Annotated in this window: 16 protein-coding genes; 4 read left to right on the top strand and 12 right to left on the bottom strand. The window is 52.8% G+C overall.

The window, feature by feature from the left end; translation table 11 throughout:
- Positions 1–50: 50 nt before the first annotated feature.
- Positions 51–2867 carry a calcium-translocating P-type ATPase, SERCA-type gene (locus tag NST99_RS13830; protein ID WP_341092430.1) on the bottom strand — a complete coding sequence of 939 codons (2817 nt, stop codon included), beginning with the start codon at positions 2865–2867 and terminating at the stop codon, positions 51–53.
- Positions 2868–3059: 192 nt separating this feature from the next.
- Between NST99_RS13830 and NST99_RS13825 the strand changes: the two genes are divergently transcribed.
- On the top strand, positions 3060–4973 hold the full coding sequence (locus NST99_RS13825) for an Rqc2 family fibronectin-binding protein (protein ID WP_341092429.1): 1914 nt from the start codon (positions 3060–3062) through the stop codon (positions 4971–4973).
- A gap of 156 nt (positions 4974–5129) precedes the next feature.
- Here the strand turns inward: NST99_RS13825 and NST99_RS13820 are convergent, their stop codons facing one another.
- The 10 genes from NST99_RS13820 to NST99_RS13775 all read right to left on the bottom strand — a co-directional run bounded on the left by NST99_RS13820 (position 5130) and on the right by NST99_RS13775 (position 14802).
- The gene (locus tag NST99_RS13820; RefSeq protein WP_341092428.1) at positions 5130–6017 is read right to left on the bottom strand and encodes a PHP domain-containing protein; all 888 of its coding nucleotides are present in this window, start codon (positions 6015–6017) and stop codon (positions 5130–5132) included.
- A gap of 22 nt (positions 6018–6039) precedes the next feature.
- Positions 6040–6609, bottom strand: a complete 570-nt coding sequence (locus NST99_RS13815; protein WP_341092426.1) for a GNAT family N-acetyltransferase — start codon at positions 6607–6609, stop codon at positions 6040–6042.
- An 86-nt stretch (positions 6610–6695) separates the two neighbouring features.
- Positions 6696–7595 (bottom strand): selenium metabolism-associated LysR family transcriptional regulator, encoded by a 900-nt coding sequence (locus NST99_RS13810; RefSeq protein WP_341092424.1) that lies wholly within the window; start codon positions 7593–7595, stop codon positions 6696–6698.
- Between the two features lie 117 nt (positions 7596–7712).
- Positions 7713–8150: a hypothetical protein gene (locus NST99_RS13805; RefSeq protein ID WP_341097647.1), complete on the bottom strand. Its 438-nt coding sequence runs from the start codon at positions 8148–8150 to the stop codon at positions 7713–7715.
- Positions 8151–8523: 373 nt separating this feature from the next.
- On the bottom strand, positions 8524–8787 hold the full coding sequence (locus NST99_RS13800) for a YlbG family protein (protein WP_020432997.1): 264 nt from the start codon (positions 8785–8787) through the stop codon (positions 8524–8526).
- A 39-nt stretch (positions 8788–8826) separates the two neighbouring features.
- Entirely contained in the window at positions 8827–9267 is a 441-nt protein-coding gene (locus NST99_RS13795) for a YlbF family regulator (RefSeq protein ID WP_038590509.1), read from the bottom strand.
- Between the two features lie 46 nt (positions 9268–9313).
- On the bottom strand, positions 9314–11302 hold the full coding sequence (locus tag NST99_RS13790; RefSeq protein ID WP_341092423.1) for a helicase-associated domain-containing protein: 1989 nt from the start codon (positions 11300–11302) through the stop codon (positions 9314–9316).
- Positions 11299–13002, bottom strand: coding sequence for a DNA repair helicase XPB (locus NST99_RS13785; RefSeq protein ID WP_341092422.1), 1704 nt, complete (start codon positions 13000–13002; stop codon positions 11299–11301). The genes NST99_RS13790 and NST99_RS13785 overlap by 4 nt, the downstream gene beginning before the upstream one ends.
- A gap of 121 nt (positions 13003–13123) precedes the next feature.
- Positions 13124–13555, bottom strand: a complete 432-nt coding sequence (locus NST99_RS13780) for a CBS domain-containing protein (protein WP_341092420.1) — start codon at positions 13553–13555, stop codon at positions 13124–13126.
- Between the two features lie 77 nt (positions 13556–13632).
- Positions 13633–14802, bottom strand: coding sequence for a M20 family metallopeptidase (locus tag NST99_RS13775; protein WP_341092418.1), 1170 nt, complete (start codon positions 14800–14802; stop codon positions 13633–13635).
- Between the two features lie 239 nt (positions 14803–15041).
- Here NST99_RS13775 and NST99_RS13770 point away from each other — a divergent pair, with 239 nt between their 5' ends.
- Together NST99_RS13770 and ftsW are read left to right on the top strand one after the other, a co-directional pair.
- The gene (locus tag NST99_RS13770; protein ID WP_341092417.1) at positions 15042–15389 is read left to right on the top strand and encodes a YugN family protein; all 348 of its coding nucleotides are present in this window, start codon (positions 15042–15044) and stop codon (positions 15387–15389) included.
- Entirely contained in the window at positions 15386–16630 is a 1245-nt protein-coding gene (gene ftsW / locus NST99_RS13765; RefSeq protein WP_341092416.1) for a putative lipid II flippase FtsW, read from the top strand. Before NST99_RS13770 ends, ftsW begins: the two co-directional genes overlap by 4 nt.
- Positions 16631–16760: 130 nt before the next feature.
- Here ftsW and NST99_RS13760 read toward each other — a convergent pair whose 3' ends face one another.
- The gene (locus NST99_RS13760) at positions 16761–17126 is read right to left on the bottom strand and encodes an Asp23/Gls24 family envelope stress response protein (protein WP_019911482.1); all 366 of its coding nucleotides are present in this window, start codon (positions 17124–17126) and stop codon (positions 16761–16763) included.
- 155 nt (positions 17127–17281) lie between these two features.
- On the opposite strand from NST99_RS13760, the gene cax reads away from it, so the two are divergent.
- Complete coding sequence (gene cax / locus NST99_RS13755; RefSeq protein WP_341092414.1) at positions 17282–18352, top strand: calcium/proton exchanger; 1071 nt, start codon at positions 17282–17284, stop codon at positions 18350–18352.
- Positions 18353–18398: the final 46 nt, after the last annotated feature.

Raw genomic sequence — 18398 nt, 5'->3', positions numbered from 1 at the left:
CACTTCTTCCGAACAAGCATACCTTAAGGAGTGGGCTTAAGCTATTGACTTTATGCTGAAATTTTTGTACTTTTTATCATCGTCCGGCCTCCGCTGCGGCTGCGGTTCTTCTTGCCGCCCCACACGCTGCCCGCTCCCATCAGGAAGGTAGGGATACCGGCGGTGACCAGCACCAGGCACCATTCGCGGAAGCTAAGCGGTACGGTCTTAAATACCGGCTGCAGCAGCGGCAGATACATAACAGCCAGCATGAGCACAACGGATGACAACACGGCGAGCACCAGATATTTATTCTGGAAAGGATTGCGGTGGAACACTGAACGGGAACTGCGGCAGTCGAATACATGAATAAGCTGAGCCATAACCAGTGTGGCAAAAGCAACCGACTGTGCGCGGATGAGCTGCTGCGGGCTGCCTGGATCAATACGCAGCGTCAACCAGAAGGCGCCCAGGGTGCACAGACCGATCAGCAGGCCCCGGCTGATGATTTTCCAGCCCAAGCGGCGGGCAAAAATATTCTCCTTCGCTCCGCGCGGCTTGTGCTCCATCAGATCCTTCTCCGGCTGATCCACGCCCAGTGCCATCGCAGGCAGTCCGTCGGTGACCAGATTGACCCAGAGAATCTGGATTGGCACCAGCGGCAGCGGCAGCCCCAGCATCATAGCGAAGAACATGGTCAGGATCTCTCCGACATTGGAAGCCAGCAGGTAACGGATAAATTTGCGGATATTCTCGTAAATATTCCGCCCTTCTTCTATAGCTGCCACGATCGTTGAGAAATTATCATCTCCGAGAATAAGCGCTGATGCTTCTTTAGTAACATCGGTGCCGGTGATCCCCATGGAAATCCCGATGTCCGCCGCTTTAATTGCCGGAGCGTCATTCACACCATCTCCGGTCATAGCCACAACATGGCCCCGCCGCTGCAGAGATTTGACGATCCGCAGCTTATGCTCAGGGGAGACGCGGGCGTATACATATACAGAGTCTGACACCTTATCCAGCTCATCATCAGTCATCCGCGTTAGCTGGGAGCCGCTCAGAACGGTCCCACCCCGCTGCAGAATGCCAAGCTGGTGGGCAATGGCTTCGGCGGTAGTTCCGTGGTCACCAGTAATCATCACCGTCTTGATTCCTGCCCGCCGGGTAATGCTGATCGCGTCGCGTACTTCACGGCGCGGAGGATCGATCATTCCGGCCAGTCCGATAAATATCAGCTGGGATTCCGCTTCTTTTTCACTGTCTGCTGCTTCGCCTGATCGCAGCTCACGGTAAGCCATCCCTAGTACACGCAACGCTCCGGAAGCCATCTCCTCGTTCGCTTCCAGCACCTTCTGGCGCAAAGTCGGCGTACAAGGGACAACCCCGCCTTCCCACAGCATATAGGAGCAGTTGCTCAGCAGCACATCCGGCGCTCCCTTGGTGCAGATCATACGTCCGCCGGGATGCCCCACGATCACAGACATCAGCTTGCGCTCAGAATCGAAAGGAAATTCCTTCTCTCTGGCATACGTTACAGCAAGCGACTGGGCAGTAAGCCCCATCTTCGCGGATAAAGCGACTAATGCGCCTTCGGTAGGATCGCCCTTGAGCTCCCATACCGACTGGGTGTCTGCCGCCTTGTCCGTTTCACCCTTATCCTTTCCCTTGCGTTTCCCTCGGCTGTCACTGGACAGAGATTCAACAATTTCGGCATTGCTGCATAAAGCCCCGACCTGAAGCATGCGCCGCAGGCTTTGATCATGTTTGAGATCAACGGCCCGCCCCTTCTCCATCACTTGTCCGCTGGGAGCATAACCTTCGCCCGTCACGTCCAGACTGCGTCCTCCCGTCCACAGCCGCGTTACCGTCATCTTGTTCTGGGTCAGGGTGCCTGTCTTGTCAGAGCAGATTACGGAGGCGCATCCGAGAGTCTCCACCGAAGGGAGCTTGCGGACGATCGCTTTACGTTTAATCATCCGCTGCACACCAAGTGCGAGCGCGATGGTGACAATCGCCGGCAGACCTTCCGGAATGGCTGCAACTGCAAGACTGACGCCTGCCAGGAACATCGCTGTAGCGGGCTGACCGTGCAGAATGCCAGCAACGACTACGACAATGGTCAGACCGAGCGAAACGTAGATCAGAATCTTCCCAAGCTGCTCTAGACGGTGCTGCAGCGGCGTTTCCTGCGATTCAGTATTTTGGATCAGATCGGCAATTTTGCCCATCTCGGTATCCATCCCTGTACGGACTACAACCGCCTTACCTGTACCCCGTGTTACCATCGTCCCCATGAAGCCGATATTTTTCTGGTCCCCCAAGGGAATCTCCTCGGCATGAATCGGTTCCGCGTGCTTAGAGACGGGCAGCGATTCACCGGTCAGTGCAGATTCTTCGGCATAAAGTGCACTGCACTCCAGCCAGCGGATGTCAGCCGGAATCCGGTCGCCGCTTTCCAGCAGCACGATGTCGCCGGGCACCAGCATTTTTGCCGGTATAACTTCCTGCTTCCCGCCCCGCAGCACTTTGGCAGAAGGTGCCGAGAGCTGCTTGAGTGCCCGGAGTGAACGCTCGGCACGGAATTCCTGGACAAAACCCAGAACTCCGTTGAGTAAAATAATGGCGATGATCGTAATTGCATCCAGATATTCACCTAAAAGTCCGGATACTAGCGTCGCCCCCATCAGCACAAGCACCATAAAATCCTTAAACTGATTCAGCAGCAAGGTGATCGGAGAAACTGTCTTCCCCTCCGAAAGCTCGTTATACCCGCTCTCTTTGCGTCTTTCCTCCGCCTCCTCTCCGCTTAGGCCTACTCCAGGATGAATGTTCAGCATCCTCTGCAGTTCCTCCGCACCGAGCCGGTGCCAACTTTTTTGTTCCATGACTATTCTTTCCCCTCCCGGTCGTTTCTTGACTTCCGGCGGCGCACAGCTTTTCCACCTGTTCATGACAAAGTCTATTCATGGTCGTCCCAAAATATCACAGCTTCATAGCTTCTCCTTTTGCGCGAATGTGTTAAAGTATGGCATCATAGAGAAGAGAAATTTATTATTATGCGACAGGAGAACATTATCATGGCATTAGACGGCATCGTTACAAGAGCGATCGTGCATGAGCTTGGGCCTTTCATCGGTGCACGCGTCGGCAAAATATATCAACCAAACGCTCACGACCTTATCTTCATCCTGCGCGGCACAGGCGGCGGAGGCAAGCTGCTGCTGTCGGCCAATCCGACCTACCCGCGACTGCATCTGACGGACCGGAACACGGTTAATCCTGCAGAAGCACCGATGTTCTGCATGCTGATGCGCAAGCACTGCGAAGGCGGCACGATTGAGAGCATCACCCAGGTCGGCATGGAACGCATCATTCATATAAACATCAAGACACGGGATGAGCTGGGAGACGTTTCGGCCAAAAAAATTATTATTGAGCTCATGGGACGGCACAGCAATATCATTCTGACCGATCTCTCCACGGGCACGATTATCGACGGTATTCATCACGTTACCCCATCAATCAGCAGCTACCGGAATGTCATGCCCGGCATCGCCTACCTGGAGCCGCCGGAGCAGCACAAGCTGAATCCGCTGGAGATCGGCAAAGAGGATTTTGTTACTTTGTTCACCTCGGCAGAAGAAGCAGTACTGCTGGCAGGCACCCGGGAGGAAGAAGAGCCCGAGGAAATTATTGAGGGCGAGATTGCGGACCTGCTGCGGTCTCTGGAAGAGCCCAAAGCGGATGGTTCAGGCGGTCCATCGCCAGCAGCCGATCCAATCGGATGGATGGTGCATGCCTTCAGCGGCATGAGTCCGCTGATTGCCGGAGAAATTGTGCGGCAGCGCAGCGCCGGCGGTTCCAAAGCCGCAGAGCCCGGATGCGATCAGCAGGATGTTGGTTCTGACGACAGCAGCGGGAATCCGCTCCTGTTGTGGGAGGCCTTTAATCAGGTGCTGGCTCCGGTGCGGGAATTCCGGTTTTCACCGGTTATAGGAACGAATGCCAAAGGCAAACCCGTTTTCTCTGCAATTCCGCTGGCATTGCCGGATGAAAGCTTGAAGCACTACAGCTCGATCAGCGCTTGCATGGAAGACTATTACGGGGATAAAGCGGAGCGGGATACCGTAAAGCAGCGCGTCAGCGATCTGATACGCTTCCTGGGCAATGAGCGGAGCAAAAATATTAAAAAGCTCGCCAATCTCCAGAAAGACCTGGAAGAAGCGGAAGATGCTGACCGTTACCGGATTTGGGGCGAGTTGCTGTTTGCGTCACTGTATGCCGTGTCCAAGGGCGACAAGGAAGCCCGGCTGGTGAACTATTACGATGAGAACCAGGCGGAGACGACCATTCCGCTTGATCCGCTGCTGACGCCTTCGGACAACGCACAGCGTTACTTCAAGAAATACAACAAATACAAGAACAGCCTTCGGGTCATCGGTGAGCAGCTGATCAAAACCCATGAAGAAATTGCTTACATGGAAACACTTCTGCAGCAGCTGGCCCACGCCTCCCTGAATGATATCGAGGAAATCCGCGATGAGCTTGTCAGTCAGGGTTACATGCGCGACCGCAGCAAAAAGGGCAAAAAGAAGAAGAAAACCACCCGTCCCACCTTACAGGTGTTTACCTCCTCCGAGGGCGTAGACATCTATGTCGGCAAAAACAACCTGCAGAACGAATATGTCACGAACCGGCTGGCTTCTGCCAATGACACTTGGCTGCACACGAAAGATATCCCCGGCTCGCATGTCGTGATCCGCAGCGAAGAATTCGGTGATGCTACCCTGGAGGAAGCGGCTCAGCTTGCCGCCTACTTCAGTCAGGCCAAGCAGTCGAGCAGCGTGCCAGTGGACTGCACCCTGATCCGGCATGTCCGCAAGCCAAGCGGTGCAAAGCCCGGCTTCGTCATTTACGATCACCAGAAGACACTGTTTGTCACACCGGATGAGGCGCGGATCAAAAGTCTGCCGAATGCTTTGAGAAGCTAGCTCCGGGCCCTTCTTCATTATTTCAAATATTTGGACATACCAAAGAACCTCCAAGCCTGACGAAGCATCGTCTCGGGCTTGGAGGTTCTTTAACTTTGTGGTCTTTCAAATCGTGATCCCTGTGGTTAATCGGATTAAGCAGGCGTACTTAACTCTCTATCCCTTCAGCCGCTCCAGCACATCGGCAGAGACCGTAACGCTCCCCAGATCACCGTGGAAGATTACACCCTGCCGCGCACCGTGAAAATCCGAGCCGCCGGTAACAACCAGGCCAAATTGTTCGGCCATCGCCAGATAACGCTCCTCATCGGCGGGAGTATGGTCGGAATGATAGGCCTCAATGCCCCGCAGAGAGCTTCGGGTCAGAATGCCGCGCACCAGCTCATCATCGCCGTAGATGCCGGGGTGAGCCAGTACTGGAGTGCCTCCGGCTTCAATAATCCACTCACAGGCCAGCTCAGGTGTAATCCGCGGGGGAGAGACATATGCCGCCGCACCAGTTGCCAAATATTTATCAAAGGCTTCGCGCATATCCGCTGCCGCGCCCAGCCGTACGAGTTCATCAGCGATATGGGGCCGCCCGATACTTTCATCAGGCTTCAATTCGCGGCCGATCCCTGCAATAACATTGTCCAGCGTAATATTGATGCCGAGTCCGCGCAGCTTGCCGATAATAGAGTCATTGCGCTTGGCACGGGTGTCCCTTTGTTCTGCAAGCCGCGAGAGAAACAGCTCCTGCTGTGTATCGATATAATATCCAAGCACATGAATCTCCTTACCTTCTGCACGGGTGCTGATTTCTACGCCGGGTACAACAGTAATCCCGTACTTCAGGCCCGCTTCCAGCGCTTCGGCAACGCCGCTTACCGTATCATGGTCGGTAATCGCTACTGCGGCCAGCCCTTTATGACGGGCAATCCGCACATTTTCCGCCGGTGGCTGCATCCCGTCCGAAGCCTGTGTATGGGTATGTAAATCACATCGGCCCTGTAATCCTGGTTTAGCACCATCTATAGGGTTGCTCGCTTCCACATCGTTCTCCATCATGCCACTCCTTGTCCCAAGTTTATAATGTACCTGCAGACTCCCATTCTTCACGAAGAATTCCCATCTTAATGGCATCATAATATTCGCCCCGCACAATCCGCGCTTTGCGGACACGGGCTTCCTCCACCATCCCGCATTTGGCCGCCAGCCCCATCATCCGGGCGTTGCCGGACCAGGTGCCTATGCCGAGACGGACTGTATCCAGCGAATTGAACAGATATTCCATCCACATACTGAAGGCTTCGGTACCGTATCCTCCAGACCAATAACGGGAGTCATAAATAGCAATTCCGATTTCAAACCAATTCGTGACTTCCGAAACCCAATATCTGCCCACGCTACCCTTAATCTCACCATCAATCTCGATAATCAAACGGTTCCGCGGTTTATCCGTACCCACAAGTGCCAACATCCCGTTATATTTTTCTGCAAATTGTGCATAGCTTACTTGTTCCAGCGGTTCGTAGGGACCATCGCATTGCAGAAACTCGCGATCTTCTGCTTCATAATAGAAATTATAGATTTTACGGATGTCCTCTTCCTTCAGGTCCCGCAAGACAACCTTCTCTCCGCGCAGCAAAATGGCCATCATCAGACTCCCCTATCCCACTATTTTCCGCATACCTCTCCTCATAAACTTCATACCATGGGATTCCGCAGTACCATCCTAATCGCCTACCGGTCGTTCGCGTGCTGGCGCAAAAAGGTCAGAAACGTAACCGCAGAGATCGGCAGCAGTGTTGATTTTAGATGAATCGCATAGAATTGTCTCTTAAAAGAAGTATCTGACAGATTCACAATCTTCAGCAGCCCCAGTGTCACCTCATGCTTAACCGAGGAGGCTGAGATTATAGTCAGACCCAGACCGGCCTCCACCGCTGATTTTACCGCGCCTGTGCTGCCCAGCTCCATCACGACTCGCATTGCGGCCGGATCCAGCCCCTTGGCTATCAGCTGTTCTTCCATCACCCGCCGTGTTCCAGAGCCCTGTTCGCGCAGCACAAACGGATACTCCAGCGCTTCCTCTAGTGTAACTTCCTCCCTGTCTGCAAGCGGATGCTCACTGGGGACAATCAGGTTAAGCTCATCGCCCATGACCGGTTCAATCTCCATATCGGGATGGGACACCGGCGCCTCAATCAGCCCGAAATTTAGCTGGTGTTTGTTAATTTCCTCCATGATCTGCGACGTATTCATCACTTTCATCATGATCGAAATATTCGGATACGCTTTGCCAAAAGGGCCCAGCAGACGCGGCAGTACATATTCTCCAATCGTCAGGCTTGCCCCGAGCTGCAGTCGCCCCTCCAGCATATGGGTAAAGGCCGACATTGCCTGATCCGTCTCCCGCATCAGTTGAATGCTGCGCAGCGCGAAGGGCATAAGCGTCCGGCCGGCCTCGGAGAGCACAATTTTTTTACTCGAACGGTCGAACAGCTTGGCTCCGAAATAGTCTTCCAATGCCTGTACCTGCATCGTTACCGCCGGCTGCGTCATATGCAGTGTCTGGGCTGCAGCAGAGAAGCTCCCCCGTTCAGATACCGTATAAAAAATATGAAGCTGATGAAAATTCATGCACTCAAAGCCCCTTCATAGATCATAAATTATTCTAAGTGGAAAGCATGTAAATTCATATATTTTAAAAAAGGCATGCAGCCACCCGCCGCATACCTTCTTTGTAATTGCTGTGCATTATTTGCGTTTGCGGCGCTTCTTCATCAGCTTCATGCGGCGTGAGTTGCGCATACGCGAATAATAAGCTTGCAGGTCACGCAGTTGGGGAGTCGCGGAGATCCGCCCCAGATAAGATACGATTACCATTACATACAGCGGATGCCCGGAGAGGCTCGTTACATCTTCCAGCTCCCTAAACTCGGCAATGACTAACGTATCCTCGTCAATCAAATACGCGTTATGCTCCTTTTGCTGGTAAGGTTTGATCCGGTTTTGCTTCAGACATTGCCACATCCATGCACTGAGTTGTCCGCTGTCACTGCTGTCCGGGTTAATCCGGTCCAGATAGCGGCTCTTGGCATGATTGGTAATCACAATATCAGTGACCCTGTAGTCATTCAGCATGATGTGGAAGGGTTCAAACGCCCCCCACCATTCCATCCCCTTGCCATGCATTATCATCACACTCCACCGAAAGGGTCTTGGCATGCTCTTATTGTTGTCAATCTTACCGCATTGACGCGGGTTGTTCAAGCACTCCCCTAATCAGCGAATGCGAAACACCAGTGTTAGTTGCCGGACCCGTTTGCGATTCTGTCTGCGTCATCCACAAGACTGCTGCCTTTGATCATTTTGCATTTTTTCTTGATCCGCTCCGCCTCACCCGAAATGGCTTCGATGGAATCTTAGTTCAACTGATATAGCCCACCAATAAAAAAACCTCTGCCTGCAACAGCAGGCAAAGGAATACGAGGAAAGCCAAAACAGGTGCATAAAAAAACAGGCGCCAGCGGCACCTGTCATCCTTCTAGAGTTTCAGCTTCAGGAATTACAATCCGTAATAACGGGACTTGTCCGGTCCATTACTAGTGTATTCCGTCTTCAACTCATTGCGGTAAGATCTTTCAATCTTGCGCACGTAGGAAAGTCTGCGGACATTCTTCATAACTTCCTCGGCACGTTCCGCATTCACATACATGACCGCATAATGCATCTTCCGCGATACATAATGCAGTGTTCCATATTTCTCCAGATTACGCGCCGCCTTTACGTCGCTAACCCATACGATATATCCTGTCCGTTCCGCAAACATTAGCTCATCCGCCTTTCTTTCTCTCCCTCTCAGAGGCGCTTATCCGCAGGAGCATTTGCCTCCGCTGCCGCATCCGCCACCCTTAGGATTCGGGTCATTGCTTGGAACCTTGATGCTCTCCGATACTGAGAACGCAATCGCTTCCGACATGGAATGAAGAATATCATCCAGCGTCTTCTCGGCCAGCTTGAAGCGGGCAACTTCCTCGAACTGTTCAAGTTCCTGCTCCACCCGAGATACCTCATCCTTAGCCGAATGATAGTTCGGGTGAAAATGTCCGAACCGCTGTGTCTCTTCGAACAGCTCCTTCTTGTTCTGCAGCTGTTTGACCATGGCCTGGATTTCCGGGTTACAATCTACCCGGCCTTTCCAGTATAAGTAATCCGACACTTCGGCCGATTGGTTAATCATGTCGCCTAATTCATAGGCGTATGTCAGCACTTCGGCCATATCGACCGTATTCAACTCCGCTACGCTCATGAACTTCAACTCTTTTCTACGTTAATGTTCTACCGTAAACAGTAGACTACCTTATCATAACATAACCACTTGCTCCAGCAGAAGAAGAATTTCTCAGCTCTGGAGGAATCAGCAGCTTCATTTCCTCCCAATCTCCCGGGTCCAGTTCCATTTCCGCATCACGAATCTGTGAATTGGAATCCAGCAGGCATCCGGAGACTCTCCAGGGATGTCCGCTGATCCGCCCGGGAATAAAGTCGCAAACTTCATCTCTTATGGAAAGCCGGACTTTAATCCCCCACTTCAGCGCCTGCTCCATCACCTTTTGGGCCGTGGAGCCATGATACTTCCGCCATTCCTTGATCCACATTTGCGGAACGTTTTCTTCACCTGTCCAATTGCTTTCATCCACTTCAGCTGAGGACAGCGGTAAGGGCTGATAAATAGCTTCTCCGCCAAGGATTCCCCGCTTGGGGTCCGGAGCCGGAAGAACGAAGTCCGCCACTGGCAGGCCGGGATCGCCTAGATCAAATAGTTTTTGCTTCACGCTGCCTTCCCTGCCGCCGATGATCCGCGGCGGGGCTATTCCGGCTGCCGCAAGCTCCTTGCGCACCTGCTCCACCTGATCTCCCTGCACGATAAAATGAAGCGGGCCTACACGGGTGAGGCTGCCGCCAAGCCGGGGATGGGCGGCAATATCCGCTCCATCTGCCTCACTGCTGCAGGACAACAGAATCACCTCGGAGAATGCCGTTCGGCCAATCCCCTTTGACCACTGTCTTAAAGATAGGTCCACCTGTTCCGGCAATCCCCCTTGTGCATGGGCAGCCAGCCAGGAAATCGCCGTCTCTGGCGGCAGTCCCTGTTCAGCAGCATGCTCCAGCCTTTCCCGGGTCAGCCTGAAGCTCCACAGATCATCACTATGCAGCAGCTCCGCGCAACCGCCAAGCGTCCAGCGGATAGTGTATGGCACTTCCGGCGGCACCAGTACCTCGAAATCCGGCTGAACAATAAACGACTGAAGGGAGGAATCTTGTAATATCTGCTTCTCCACAGGCGCTGGAGCATTCAGGTCTTCCACTGTCCCGCAGCCGGGAGCTGGTCTATCCGCAGTGAACCGATTCATGCAGCCGTCTCCTGCCTCCCCGCCTGGATCGGGCGAAGGCTTGGAGTCCGTCCAGCGGAAGCACCAGTCCCCGTAATCACTATACCCCAGCTCGCACCAGCCAAACCCGGCCAGAAAGCTAAACCATGCCAGACAGGAGGCTTCGACTCCTGTTTCAGGATAATCTGCCGCAAGATTTAACTTATGCAACCTGTCCAGAATATCCGGCAGGGAGAACCATTGGCCAGGCGCGAACTCTCCAGCGGAAATACAGTATCGAAAATGCTGCCTGACTGGCTCCTGCAAGCCGTAGCGGTTCAAGATCAGGTTATACAAAATATCGTTCATCTGCAGCTCATTGAGCGCAAACCATTGATCCAGCCTTTCCATCTCCAGCATATAAGCCTCACTCTGCCGGCTGATCAGTCCAAGCATGAGCATAAGATCAACCATAACCATGGCTGTCAGAGGCTGGGGCTCAGCATAAGCATCTCCGGGAATCAGACCCCGTAAATGCTCTTCGCGCAAAGAGAGAAGTGCTGCCAGACGGCTAATATTCTTCTTGTGGATCACACCTTTGGCAGTCAGAGGCAATCCTTCACGCGCTGTGAACAGCAACGCACGAAACAGCTCACCCGGCAATCCGCTGCCTGCGGCAAGCTTGAGCATTACCTTGTCGCCTGCCACTGGCAACGGCCTCATGGAGAAGAAATGCTGGTGGATAGCTGCGAGCTGCCGCACGGGAATTTGATACAGCTTCTCCCCCCATATTTTCTGCCGCAGCTCCAGCACTCCAGCCTGACGAAGCTCCTTCAGTGCAAGCTGCTGCTCGGCGCGGCACAGGGTGGCAGGACGTAAGCTGTCTGCCTTCTCTACCGCAAAGGGCTGGGCCGCATGGACCGCGCATATCATTTTCAGCACTTCCTGCGCTTCGGGCGATAACCCGATCATAAAACCGCCTCCTCTTGCGTGTCCACGCCTCTGACGGCGTAATCGTAGCCTTGCTCGGTCAGAAACAGCCGCCGCCGCAGAGCAAAATCCTGTTCTCTGCTGTCCTCCGAGACAAGTGTATAGAAATACGCTTTATTCTCACCCGGCTTCGGGCGCAGAATCCGGCCCAACCGCTGGGCTTCCTCCTGCCGTGAACCAAAGGCTCCCGAAACCTCGATCGCCACCGAGGCATCTGGAAGATTCACGGCAAAATTGGCCACCTTGGAGACCACCAGCACCCGCAGCTGGCCTTCATTGAAGGCAGCATACAATCGGCTTCTTTCCCGCTGGGGCGTTTTCCCCGTGATCAAGGGCGCCTGCAGGCTTTCGGCCAGCAACTCCAGCTGATCCAGGTATTGGCCGATGACCAGTACAGCAGCACCGGTATGGGACTTAATGATCTTAGCGGCAGCCGCTGCCTTGGCCGGATTTCCGGCAGCAAGCCGAAACTGTTCTTTTCCGCCAGCATAGATATACCTGCTCCTTAAGCCGGAGTCCATGGGTATCAACATCTCTACGCAGTCCACAGCGGCGATCCAGCCCTCTTTCTCCAGCGACTTCCAGGGCAGATCATAACATTTCGGCCCGATGAGGGAGAATACATCCCCTTCCCGTCCGTCTTCTCTGACAAGCGTGGCGGTAAGCCCCAGACGGCGGGTCGCCTGTATATCCGCCGTAGCCCGGAATACAGGTGCCGGAAGTAAATGGACCTCGTCATAAATGATTAGTCCCCAGTTCCGTTCATTAAACAGATTCATATGCAGAAACGGTCCGTCTTTGGCCCGGCGATGCGTCAGTATTTGGTAAGTTGCCACAGTGATTGGACGTACTTCTCTTTTCTCACCGGTATACTCCCCTACGGCATTTTCATCCAGATCCGTCCACCGCAGAAGTTCATCACGCCATTGTCCTACGGAGGTAGAGCTTGAAGTCAGAATCAGCGTCTCGCATTGCAGATCTTCCAACACAGCAAGACCTACAACCGTCTTGCCCGCCCCGCATGGCAGAACGACAACACCGCTGCCTCCGCTACCCCCAATCCCCCGAAACGTACGGACAGCTTCCTGCTGATAATCGCGAAGTCCGAATGAGACTCCCGGTTCCAGCTCCAGCGCCTCCACTCCCCGCCAGGACAGACTCAAAGTCTGCCCTTCACGATAACCGGCATAATCAAGCACAGGATAGCCCAGCCTGGTCAGTTCCTGTTTCAGCATCCCGCGCTGTTCAACGGGGCAGACGCTTTCCTTGAGGAGGTGCCTCCGCAGACCCAACGCCTGTAAGGAACTGTGCCCTTCCAATTCATCCAACAGTCCGGGTTGATTGGCACGTAAAATAATATAGCGGGGATCCCCCATATGAGCATACAGCCCCAAGCTGCCGTACCGGGACATCAGCTCACCAATCTCCTGCTCCAGTCCGGCAGGAAGCCCCCAGCGGGAGAGGTTTTTCAGGCTCGAAATAATGTTCTCCGCTGTATGACCGGAAGCGGCGGCATTCCAGAGCGACAATGGTGTAATCCGGTAGGTATGGTAGGCGGCAGGGCTTTTGACAAGCTCCGCATAATCCACCAGTGCAATTCTTGCCGCCTCAAACCCGGGATGAGCGCAATCCAGCAGAATTGTCCGATCTTTCCGGGTGATGCAGGACCCTGTTCCATTCATCGAATCCCCTCCTGTGCTTATGTCGTATTCAACCCTGAGCTGGAGTATGTATCCCGCCCGCAGGATAGCGGAAAAAGCCCATCTCCGCACCAGCGGACATGAGCTTCCCTTGTATTACTATTCAGTGCAGCTGCCGCTGCGAGATTTCGCTGAGCGCTTCTCCCGCTTCGTCCGCGAAGATACGCTTTACCGCCAAATCGCCAAGCGATACGATGCCGATCAGCTTCTTCCCCTGGACCACCGGCAGGCGGCGGATTTGTGCTGAAGCCATTAGTTCAGCCGCCTCATCCACAGATGCAGATTCGGAAACAGTGATGACCTCTTTGCTCATCACCGTTTCCACGGAGGTTGACCCTGAATGCTTGTCCGCATAACCTCTAAGCACAAGATCCCGGTCTGTAATTACGCCAATTAATGTTTCTCCATCATTAGAATCAACGACAGGAACAAATCCGGTGTCATAGTCTCTCATCTTAACGGCAACCTCATATAGATTATCGAGCAGTGTAACCGTAGCAGTGCGCGTGGTCATTACCTCTTTGACTGTCTTCATTAAACCTTCCTCCTGTCATATCGCTATGTTATACGGGAGTAGGTTTCCCAAATGTATTCAAATTATACGGCAAAAGATTATTCGTTCAGACAAGAATCAGCCATCGCCACCAGCAGCTTGGCTCCATGCAGCATGGCCTCTTCGTCAAAATCGAATTTGCTGTGGTGATGCGGATAAACCGCCCCTTTATCCGGATTGCCAGCACCCACAAAGATGAAACAGCCGGGAATCTCTTTGACATAATACGAGAAATCCTCCGCCGGCATAAGCTTCTCCATATGGACAACCTCTGCGGAATCACCTAGTGCCTTAGGAGCCACGCGGAAAAAACGGTTGAATTCCGCTTCATGATTGACAAGCGGCGGGTACCCCATGAGGTAGTCAAGCTTGGATTCCGCACCATATGCTGCAGCTATAGAGGCTGTAAGCTCTTCAATTCTCCGCCGGATTAAGTACCGCGTCTCCTCATCAAACGCGCGCACCGTTCCGGTTATCCGGCAGCGTTCCGCGATGATATTCTGGGCAGAACCTCCCTGAATCGTTCCTACGCTGACAACAGCGGGACAGAGCGGATCAACGGAACGGCTGACAATGCTTTGCAGTGCAGTGACAAGCGCTGCACCAGCCACAATGCTGTCGATGGTGCGATGGGGCATGCCGCCGTGTCCGCCTCTGCCGGTAATATCAATAAAAAACTCATCCGCAGAAGCCATTAGCGGTCCGGGCGCACTGCCGATGGTGCCCAGTGGAAGCGGAGTCCATAGATGCAGACCATAGATAGCATCTGCCCCCTCCAGCACGCCTTCGGCAATCATGCCCTGCGCTCCGCCGGGGCAAATCTCTTCCGCCGGCTGGAACAGAAACCGCAGTTCTCCTGTGATCTCTTCACGGCGGTTGCTGTAATACGAAGCAGCGGCGAGCAGCATGGCTGTATGCCCGTCGTGGCCGCAGGCATGCATGACCCCTTTATTCTGTGAGGCATACTCGCTGCCGTTCTCCTCCGTGATATTCAGGGCGTCCATATCCGCGCGCAGAACCACAGTTTTGCCTGGCCGTGTTCCCTTAAGGATTCCTGTCAGTCCATAACCGGCTCCGCTTCTTCTTACCTCAATTCCGAATTCAGCCAATCTGGCCGCTACATAAGCTGACGTCTCCTTCTCCTGGTACGACAATTCCGGATGACGGTGCAGATGGCGGCGCCATTCCACCATTTCCGGCAGCAGCTGTTCAATTGCTAACCTGTCCATATTCACTCCATTCCCTTCTCCCGATAACCCGCTCCGGCCAAGACAGCAAGCGCTTCGCATCTTCATATCCCAGCCGCAAAGAGCTATATTTCTTTTATTGTAGCAGAAACGCAAAAAAGTGGGTATCTCCAGGCCCCGCCTGCCCTTGCGCAACCTTGGGAAACATACTATCATGAGGTAGACGTCTATAATTGCGATCAGAAATAATCATTATACTTCATAAAGGGGATATGTGCGCTATGATATTTGAGAACACGGGCCTCGTAGGATTGAAAAGCGATCTTCTCTATCTGGACGAAAGCGCGGCTAAGGCCGGGTTCATCCGCTGGCAATGGGAATACTATCGCGCCACTTACGACTGTAAGATCGAAGATCAGCAGAACGGCGGAGAATACTTCCTGCGGATCAATACGCGCGCTGTCGAAGGAAAGCTGGAAAAGCCGGAGACCATACTTACCATTGAAGCCGTTTACTTGGGTAAAGCAACCTTTCCCCATGGCCTGGAGTATACTTCCCCTGTGCCGCAGCCTGTACTGGACACTGCCGCCAAGCGGATACATGAACTGAAAGAGCTGTTGGAAGCTTGAGTAGCGTAAAGGGAAAGACAACCAAAAAAGTCAGCCTGCCCAAAAGAGGAACACCCGACTTCCAACTGCTTATTCTCACTTTGCTCCTTGTCGGCTTTGGACTGGTTATGGTTTTCAGCGCCAGCTCCAGTCTCACCCTGGCCAGTCATAAATTCGGCAATGATTCGTTGTATTTTGTAAAAAAACAAGTTGTCTTTGTCGTACTGGGAACCATCGTCATGTTTACGGTCATGAATATCCATTACAGCAAATTCAAAAAGTGGTACGTGCCCATCTTCATCCTTACCTTGATTCTGCTGCTTGTAGTGGCTTTTACGGAGCGTATCAACGGTGCAAAAAGCTGGCTGAGCATCGGGAAGCTGGGCATCCAGCCTACCGAGCTGGCCAAACTCTCAATTATCCTTTATTTATCTGCACTTATTTCCAAAAAAGGCGAGCGGCTGAGGGATTTGCGCACCGGTTATATTCCGGTGATGGTCATTGTGGGAATTGTGGCCGGTCTGATTATGATGCAGCCGGATCTAGGCTCCTGTCTTATTCTGATAGCTACCAGCGGGCTTGTCATTTATGCCGGGGGGGCCAGTATGAAGCATATTCTCGGTTCAATCGCCTTGCTAGTGCTGGGGGTTGGACTTGTAATGGGGGCAAAGACAGCGATTGATTCCTTGTCCCCGCCTACAAGTGAGAACATGGCCGCCAATGATTACAGAAAAGACCGGATTTCAGCCTTCCTGGATCCCTCTCAAGATGCTTCAGACAGCGGCTATAATATCATGCAGTCTTTGATTGCCCTCGGAGAAGGCGGAACTACAGGCTCCGGATTTGGACAAAGCGTGCAGAAACTTCATTACCTGCCATATCCGTATACTGACTTTATATTTGCGATAATCGGGGAGGAGCTTGGGTTTGTTGGAACCTCGATCTTTCTCCTGCTGTATCTGTACTTTATCTGGCGAGGCATTCTGATTGCACTCAGGTGCACCGATCCCTTCGGCACACTCGTCGGCATCGGAGTCATGGGGCTGATTGCCATCCAGGCCTTTGTCAACATCGGCGGGGTGACGAAGACGATTCCGTTGACGGGGGTAACCCTGCCTTTCATCAGCTATGGAGGTTCCTCTCTGCTTGTTTCCATGCTGTGCATGGGAATCATGCTCAGCATTTCGAGAGAAACCAACCGTCCCGCCAAGGAGGAGGTCACGAAATCTGTAACCACCGTCAGAGGTATCCGGGCCCGCTAAGGGTACATAGAAGGATAATTTATAGAGTGAAGCATATAAATTATTATACAAAAAGGCAGTCCGGAGAGAACCTCCCGGACTGCCTTTTTGTCATGCCCCGCGACTCACTTGGAGAGACGGGAATAACCGCTTACGAAATTTCGTCATTCTTAAAGGCTACGCCTTCTACTTTGACATTAACCTCAACAATATGAAGCCCTGTCATGCTCTCCACTGCTTCGCGCACATTCTGCTGAAGCATCCGGCATACCTCGTGGATCGGAGTTTCATAGAGAACAATAATACGCAAATCAACGGCTGCTTCAAGCTGTCCCACTTCAACGGTAACACCCTTTTGCACGTTTTTACCGCTCAGACGCTTAGCCCAGCCTTCTGACAAGCCGCCTGACATGGCCGCAATTCCCGGAGTCTCCAAGGCAGCCAAGCCGGCAATTTTCGAGACGACATCATTTGATATCCGTATGTTTCCCATTTCCAATTGAAGTTGTTCCGCCATGCCATATCCCCCCTACACTCATTATCAATTATTGTAATTCGAAAACAGGCTAAAAAGCAAATGACATTCTATCATGCCCGTTTACACACTGGATCAATTTGGTTATATTGAATTATGAATTCAACCTACATATACAAGACTGGAGTGTGCCACACTTGAAAAAATGGATTTCACCTTCGCTAATGGTCATTACTTTCCTACTTAGCGCAATTGGTCACTATGCAGATTGGGACCACACCCTTCAGTTCGTGGTATCTGCCATCGCCGTTATTTTTGTGGCAGGTTTCCTGGGCCGGGCCACAGAAAGCGTAGCCCATTACGCCGGTCAGCGGCTTGGAGGTTTTCTTAACGCAACCTTCGGCAATGCGGCCGAACTGATCATCGCCTTCTTCCTGGTCAAGGAAGGGCTGTATGACATGGTTAAAGCCTCTCTCACCGGTTCGATCATCGGTAATCTGCTGCTCGTTCTCGGGCTCAGCATCTTTGCCGGCGGCATGAAATTCAAGGTTCAGAATTTCAATGTCACATTGGCCGGGCTGAACGGTTCCTTGATGATCGTGGCCGTCATTGCCTTGTTTGTTCCCGCCATGTTCTTCAACACCCACTCCATCACGGAGAAGGACACCGATGTGCTAAGTCTTGTTGTCGCTGGGCTGCTTATCGCTGCTTATATCGCCTGGCTGGTCTTCTCCATGATAACACACAAGAAATACTTGGAGGATGTCACTGTGGACGGCGACGAAGAGCTGCCGAACGAGCACGCGCCCATCTGGTCGAAGAACAAATCCATTCTCTATCTTGTACTGGCTACAGTGATGGTCGCTTTCGTCAGTGAATGGCTGGTGGGTACACTGGAGACCTTAACCGAACGTTTCGGGTTCAGTGAGCTGTTCGTTGGTGCATTCCTTGTGGCGATTATCGGTAACGCCGCGGAGCACAGTGCCGCGATCATGCTGGCGATGAAGAACAAGATCGGCGCCGCCGTGGAGATCGCCGTCGGCAGCAGCCTGCAGATTGCCTTGTTCGTAGCCCCCGTTCTGATCTTTGCCAGCTACTTTATGGGCGATACGATGGATATTGTGTTCACCATCATCGAGATCGTCGCCATCGCCGTCTCTGTGTTTATTGCTAAATCGATCATACAGGACGGTGCGACCAACTGGTACGAAGGACTTCTGCTGCTCGTTGTTTATATGATTCTAGGTGTCTCTTTCTACCTGGTATAAGGTTGACCCCCGCCGGAAGCTGCTACACTTCATACAAAACAAAAAA

The organism is Paenibacillus sp. FSL L8-0470 (assembly GCF_038008625.1).
Lineage (GTDB): Bacteria > Bacillota > Bacilli > Paenibacillales > Paenibacillaceae > Paenibacillus_AQ.
This window is presented reverse-complemented; position numbering and strand designations above follow the sequence as displayed.